This window comes from Deltaproteobacteria bacterium, from assembly GCA_009930495.1.
GTDB lineage: Bacteria > Desulfobacterota > Desulfovibrionia > Desulfovibrionales > Desulfomicrobiaceae > Desulfomicrobium.
In genome coordinates this window covers 1-6692 of record RZYB01000146.1, presented here as the reverse complement: position 1 = coordinate 6692, position 6692 = coordinate 1, and the positions used below count along the sequence as shown (strand labels likewise).

General features: G+C 62.4%; 7 protein-coding genes. 5 read left to right on the top strand and 2 right to left on the bottom strand.

Features of this window, described 5'->3' with window-relative positions:
- Nucleotides 1-41: 41 nt before the first annotated feature.
- Together EOL86_11040 and EOL86_11035 are read right to left on the bottom strand one after the other, a co-directional pair.
- Nucleotides 42-242, bottom strand: a complete 201-nt coding sequence (locus EOL86_11040; protein NCD26109.1) for a hypothetical protein — start codon at nucleotides 240-242, stop codon at nucleotides 42-44.
- A gap of 17 nt (nucleotides 243-259) precedes the next feature.
- Nucleotides 260-640 carry a DUF2325 domain-containing protein gene (locus EOL86_11035; protein NCD26108.1) on the bottom strand — a complete coding sequence of 127 codons (381 nt, stop codon included), beginning with the start codon at nucleotides 638-640 and terminating at the stop codon, nucleotides 260-262.
- 490 nt (nucleotides 641-1130) lie between these two features.
- Between EOL86_11035 and EOL86_11030 the strand changes: the two genes are divergently transcribed.
- The 5 genes from EOL86_11030 to EOL86_11010 form a co-directional block, all read left to right on the top strand.
- A complete protein-coding gene (locus EOL86_11030; GenBank protein NCD26107.1) occupies nucleotides 1131-1712 on the top strand; it encodes a DJ-1/PfpI family protein in 582 nt (193 codons plus the stop codon).
- Between the two features lie 53 nt (nucleotides 1713-1765).
- Nucleotides 1766-2062: an antibiotic biosynthesis monooxygenase gene (locus EOL86_11025; protein ID NCD26106.1), complete on the top strand. Its 297-nt coding sequence runs from the start codon at nucleotides 1766-1768 to the stop codon at nucleotides 2060-2062.
- Nucleotides 2063-2203: 141 nt separating this feature from the next.
- Nucleotides 2204-5023 carry a PAS domain S-box protein gene (locus tag EOL86_11020; GenBank protein ID NCD26105.1) on the top strand — a complete coding sequence of 940 codons (2820 nt, stop codon included), beginning with the start codon at nucleotides 2204-2206 and terminating at the stop codon, nucleotides 5021-5023.
- A gap of 101 nt (nucleotides 5024-5124) precedes the next feature.
- Nucleotides 5125-6429, top strand: a complete 1305-nt coding sequence (locus EOL86_11015) for a phosphodiesterase (protein NCD26104.1) — start codon at nucleotides 5125-5127, stop codon at nucleotides 6427-6429.
- A gap of 6 nt (nucleotides 6430-6435) precedes the next feature.
- Nucleotides 6436-6692: ATP-dependent helicase (locus EOL86_11010; GenBank protein NCD26103.1), on the top strand; the 257-nt coding region annotated here is incomplete at its 3' end.

The window sequence follows — 6692 nt, the reverse complement described above, 5'->3', positions numbered from 1 at the left end:
GACCCGGATGGGGTCGTTGCGGGCCAAGCCTCCGGACATGCCTACTTCCCGCCCAGAGCGACCGAAGACCGACCGGCCGCGCCTTCCTGGCCAGGGCCCGGTTGCCCGGAATCCGTCTCGCCACCGTCCCGGACCGCTCCAACCCATTTCGCCGAACCCATCGCTCCGGCCGCGCGGGACCGCAGACGCCGCATGTCCTGGCTGGAAAACAACACCGCTCCATTTTCGAGTTTCAAGCACATTTTTCCTCCCTGGTCCTTCAGTTCGTGGACGCATGACCCATGGCCTTGGTCATGGTGGACAGCCCGTAACCCGGCAGCATGTGCACGGGTTTTTTATGTTTTTTCCCCAGATTTTTCAGCAACAGACAAGCCCGGTGGCTGTTGCAGTTGACTGGACACAGAACAACGTCGGCGCGCAGAAAACTGTTTTCCAAGGCCTTGCCACCACCGCGCATGTGTCCGTTATGATATTCAAAGGTGCCGCCGCGCTCCTCGACGAACTTCCGATACACCCCCTCCATGCGCTCCCGGCCGCCAACGATGAGCACCCGCTTCCGACACAGGTCAAAGTCCGGGCAGGTCGCGCAATCCCTGGATGTGCATATTCGGTCCAAAAACATCGGGTTCTTCTCGTTCATCGCCGCCTCCTTGCGTCACCCCGGAGCGGGGCTTGATTATGAAAATTAAAAACAACTAACTTTAATGCCACTAAAAAACCATTTTGTTCCCTGGGCCTCGATGACCACGGGAGCCTCTTGAAAATCATTGCCAGGCGCCCGACCCCAGACCAGGGCCACGGCTTCTGGTGTCACCGTTGCCATCCGACCGGAAACAGGACCACTCCAAACCGTCCTGACTCTTCTTCCCGGAACAAGAGGCCCCAAGGGCGGAAGCCGAAGTATCGCGCGACACTGGCCTTTGGGTGCTGGTCCGACTTGAAATTTAATTAGCCGCGCCTAATCACGAGTTCGTGTCTACCCGCGCTCCCGCGACCCTGTCAATATCCAAAGGCGTTTTTTTGTCCGTTCCGGACGGCGCGGGAAATTATCTTGTCCAGCGCCGCCCGTTTTTGCTACGGGCTGGACGTCACCTTTAGCATCACCTCTACCACCTTGAAGGAGTTATCCCATGGCGACCAAAAAAATTCTGATGCTGGTTGGAGATTATGTCGAGGACTACGAAGTCATGGTCCCGTTCCAGTCCCTGCTCATGCTGGGGTACGCGGTGGAAGCCACCTGCCCGGACAAAAAGGCCGGGGAATTCGTGCGGACCTCGATCCATGACTTCGAGGGCGACCAAACCTACAGCGAAAAACGCGGCCACAACTTCACCCTGAACAAGGACTTCGACACCGTGAACACGGCCGACTACGTCGGTCTGGTCATTCCCGGCGGCCGGGCCCCGGAATACATCCGCCTCAATCCCCGCGTTTTGGAAATCGTGCGCGAGTTCAACACCGCCGGCAAACCCATCGCGGCCATCTGCCATGGTCCCCTGGTCCTGGTCACCGCCGGCGTGCTTCAGGGCAGACAGTGCGCGGCCTATCCGGCCTGCGGCCCGGACGTGGGCTGCGCCGGTGGAAAATACGCCGACATTCCCCTGGACAAGGCCCATGTCGACGGCAATCTGGTCACGGCCCCGGCCTGGCCGGCCCATCCGGACTGGATCGCCAAGTTCGCGGCCCTGCTTGGCGCGAAAATCAGCATCTAAATTCACGGGCGGCCTTGGCCGCCCGATTTCGTTCCCGCACGTGGAGGAAAGTCATGTTCGCGGTCATCGTCGATGTTCTGGTCAAGGAAGATTTCGTGGAAGAATTCCGTGAAGCCGTCATCCGTCAAGGCAAGAATTCCCGCTCCAAGGAACCGGGCTGCCTCGCCTTCGACATTTTGCAAAGCCCGGACGACCCGCGCCGGTTCACCCTGTACGAGGTCTACACGGACGCGCCGACCTTTCACGACACGCACCGTGCCACGCCCCATTTCGCGGCCTACGCCGCCGCCACCGACCCCTGGGTGGAAAGCAAGACCATCCGCCCCCTGACCAAAATCTGGCCGAACTGATCCCCCAGGTCCAAGCTCCAGGTTGCGCGGAAAATCCACGTCGATATCGACACGGCGCGCGGTTCTGGGATATCGCTCAAAAAAACACGCGGCGTCCGAGACCGCGTCCCCGACATCCGCCAGCCCCATCCAGGAAGGACCATGGCCCCGGCACGCCCCAAAAGTATTTCCCTGACCATCCTGCGCCTCGTCGCCCTGCTGTCCGGCCTGAGCCTTCTGGCCCTGGGCGGGTTGTGGCTGACGAGCGACCTGCTCCGATTCGAGGCCGAGATGGACCAGCTCCGGGCCAACTATCTGGAAACGCGCAAGGCCGAGGTCAAAAACCAGATCGATCTTTTTCAGGCCATGATCGCGGAACACCGGGTCGATCTGGAACGCAACCTCCGACACAACCTCCGCCAGCGGGTACTCGAAGCCTGGACCGTGGCCGACAGCCTGTACCGCCACAACATCGGCCGCCGTCACAAAACAGAAGTCGCGACCATGATCCGGGAGGCCCTGCGCCCCATCCGCTACAACAATGGACGCGGCTACTTTTTCGCCACCAAACTGGACGGAACCGAGGAGCTTTTCGCCGACCAACCCCAGCTTGAGGGCGTCAATCTCCTGCACGCACAGGATCTTCGGGTCAAAACGGTCATCCGCGACATGATCGACATCGCCCGGGGGCAGGGAGAAGGGTTCATCGAATACCTCTGGACCAAGCCGAATTCCCAGGGCCGCGGGCACCGCAAACTGACCTTCATCAAATATTTCCCGCAACTGGATTGGCTGATCGGGTCCGGAGAATATGTCGACGACGCCGAGGCCGATCTGGGCCAGGAAATCCTGCGCCTCATGGAATACCACCAGTTCGGCGACAAGGGCTACATCTTCGCCTGCACCCTGGACGGCCAGTACCTGTCGGGTCCGTTCAAGGGCGCCAATCTCTTCACGCACACCGACATCAACCCCCGGAAAGTCATCGAACAGCTCACGGAAACGGCCAAGAAAGGCGGCGGCTTCGTGGAATACATCCGACCGGCTTCCAAGGGCGAGGCGGCGCACCGCAAGGTCAGCTTCATCACGCCCGTGACCCCCTGGGGATGGTTCATGGGGGCGGGAGTCAACGTGGAGGCGGTGGACAACGACATCGCCAAGCAACGCGCCCGGCTCTGGGATGACGTCCGCCAACGGTCCCTGGCCCTGGCCGTGCTCCTTTCGCTCGTTCTGGCTGGTCAATATATTCTGGCCAGATGGGCCAGCGAGCGGCTCCAGGATAACCTGGATGGCTTCATGGCCGCCTTCCGCGAGGCCGAGGCCAGCGGCGCGCGCCTCGCTCCGGAAAGCCTGCCCTATGTCGAGCTGAAAAATCTGGCTCTCTTGGCCAACGCCATGATCGAGGCCAGGGCACAGGCCGAACGCGCCCTGCGCGACAGCGAGACCCGCTACCGCCGTCTGGTGGACAACGCCCACGACGCCATCTTTCTCTTCAACCACAACGGCCAGATTCTCGATGCCAACCGGGTGGCCTGCGACCAACTGGAAAGCGGCCCGGACGCGCTGTCGAGTCTGTCGATCTGGGATATCGACCAAACAAGCTCGCCCGAACATTTCAAGGCCATGCGGCAACGATTGCATGAAAAAAACTCGGCCATGGTCGTCAGTACCTTTCGTCGCGGGGATGGATCGACCTTCCCGGCGGAAATCCATCTGACCCTGTTCCAGGAAGACGGGCGGGATCTTGTCCTGGGCATCGCCCGCGACATCACCGAGCGCCAGCACGCCGAGGAACGGCTGCGTCAGTCCGAGGCCAAGTTCGTGCATCTTTTCCAATCCTCGCCGGACGCCATCATCCTGTCCCATCTTGGCTCGGCGCGGATCACCGAAGTCAACACGGCCTGCGCCGCCACCTTTGGCCGCTCTCGGGAGGACATGCTCGGCCACACCACCAAGGAACTCGGCCTGTACCAGGACCCGTCCCGACGCGAGGCCATCCTGAAGCAGCTGGACACGGAAAAAAGCATCCAGAACCAATCCGTGGAAATCCGCCGCGCGGACGGGGCCGTCTTGACCTGCCTGCTTTCCAGCCAGGTCCTGCTCATCGACGGGGAAGAGCACGCCGTGACCACCTTCCACGACATCACCGAACAGAAAAAAATCCAGGAAATGATGATCCAGACCGAAAAAATGATGTCCGTGGGCGGCATCGCGGCCGGAATCGCCCACGAAATCAACAACCCGCTGGGCATCATCCTCCAGACGGCCCAGAATCTGGCCCTGCGCACCCGCCCCGATTTTCCCCGGAACCAAAAGGCGGCCGAGGAGGTCGGCCTCGATCTGACCCTGATGGAACGCTACATGAAGGCCCGCAAGCTGGACGTATTCATCGAGCAGATCCAGATCGCCGGGGCCCGGGCCGCGACCATCATCCGCAACATGCTCGACTTCAGCCGCCGGTCCGAGGCACACCGGGGACAGTGCGATGTGCGGTCCATCATCGAAAAATCCATCGCCCTGGCCGAAAGCGACTACGATCTCAAAAAAAGCTACGATTTCAGGCAAATTCAAATCGACATCGTCGAGCATGGGGAAATTCCGGCCATCACCTGCACCGAAACCGAAATCGAGCAGGTCGTGCTCAACATCCTGCGCAACGCGGCCCAGGCCATGGGCGCCCAACACACGAAGTCTCCGCGTATCGCCATCCACATGTCCGGCACGGACCAGGGCGTACGCATCGAAATCGAGGACAACGGCCCCGGCATGCAGCCGGAAGTCCAGCGGCGCATCTTCGAGCCCTTTTTCACCACCAAAAAACCAGGGGAAGGCACGGGACTGGGCCTGTCCGTGTCCTATTTCATCATCACCCAGGGACACGGGGGCACTATTTCCGTGACCTCCCAGCCAGGCCACGGCTCGTGCTTCACCATCGACCTGCCCACGCGACCAGAACCGATGGAAAACGAGACCCGCTGCTAGGCGGAGCAAATCCAAAACGCAGGGCCATCAAGCCCGGAACTCAAAACCCCCGCCCCGGCTCGTGCTGGTCAACCATCCCGGCCCCTGCTACACGGCCCGTCATGCACGCATCCCGATTGATTTTTCTCGGCCTGGACGGCCTGCCCTGGTCCCTGGCCCGCACCCTCTGTGCCCAAGGCCTGCTCCCCAACCTGAACACCTTGGTTGCATCCTCCGCCTGCCGGGCCATCCGGGCCGAACTGCCCGAACTCTCGCCCGTGAACTGGACCAGCATGTTCACGGCCAGTCCGCCGGGCAGCCATGGCGTGTTCGGTTTCACCCGCCTGGACCCGGCCACCTACCGCCTGGACTTCACGGATTTCAGCCATGTGCATGGCCTGACCATTTTCGAGCGCCTGGCCGAGGCCGGATTCTTCGCCAAGGTCGTGAACATGCCCAACCTGGCGCCAGTGCGGCCCATGCGGGCCATGCTCGTGGCCGGCTTTCCGGCCCAAAGCCTCACCGGCAGCGTCCACCCCCCTGCCCTGGGCGGCATTCTGGCCGACCACGACTACACCATCGAGGCCGACACCGTGCGCGGCGCCACGGACCCGGCCTTTCTGCTGGAAGAGCTGCACCGGACCCTGGCCTGCCGCGCCACGGCCCTGGACCTGCTCTGGCCGGACCTGGCCTGGGACCAGTTCTTTTTCATTTTGACCGAGACCGACCGCCTGGGGCATTTCCTGTTCCCGGCCCTGACCGATCCGCTCCACCCCTGGCGCGCGGACTGTCTGAACTTCATGGCCGCCTGGGACCGGCTCATCGGACAGGTCCTGGAGCGCTACGACGCCCTGCCCGGCCCCAAGCGCCTGCTGGTCATGGCCGACCATGGCTTCACCACCCTGGAGCAGGAGGTGGACCTCAATGTCTGGCTGCGCGAGCAAGGGCTGCTGCGCATGGCCGCCCGGCCGGCCAGCGAATGGGACGCCAGCGTGCTGACCCCGTCCACCAAGGCCTTCGCCCTTGACCCCGGCCGCATCTATCTGCACACGCGGGACCGCTTTGCCCGCGGCCAGATAAGTCGGGCCGAGGCCGAACGTCTGATCCAGGACATCGAACAGGCCCTGACCGCCCTGACCTGTCAAGGCCGACGGGTCATCCGCCAGGTGCTGCGCGGCGCGGACATTTACCACGGCCCCCAGGCCCATCTGGCCCCGGATCTGGTCCTGGTTCCGGAACCGGGGTTTGATCTCAAGGGCAAGTTCGACCGCACGCGCCTCTTCGGCCATTTCGGCCGCCAGGGCATGCACACGGCCGACGACGTCTTTTTCTACGACTCCGACGCGGCACAGGTCCGCACGCCGACCGATGTCGGCCGCCTCATTCTGGAACATTTCGGCATTTCCGCCTCGACCATAGCCCTCTGATCAATCATGCGCATCGACTACGAACACGACTTGAACCCGGCCCAATTCGAGGCCGCCACCACCGTAAGCGGCCCGGTCCTGGTTATCGCCGGCGCGGGATCAGGCAAGACCCGGACCATCGTCTATCGCCTGGCCCGACTGGTGGAATCCGGCATCTCACCGGCCGAAATCCTGCTGTTGACCTTCACCCGCAAGGCCTCGGCCGAAATGCTCGAACGCGCCCAGCATCTGCTTGGCCACCAGGGCCTGGGCGGAGTGCGCGG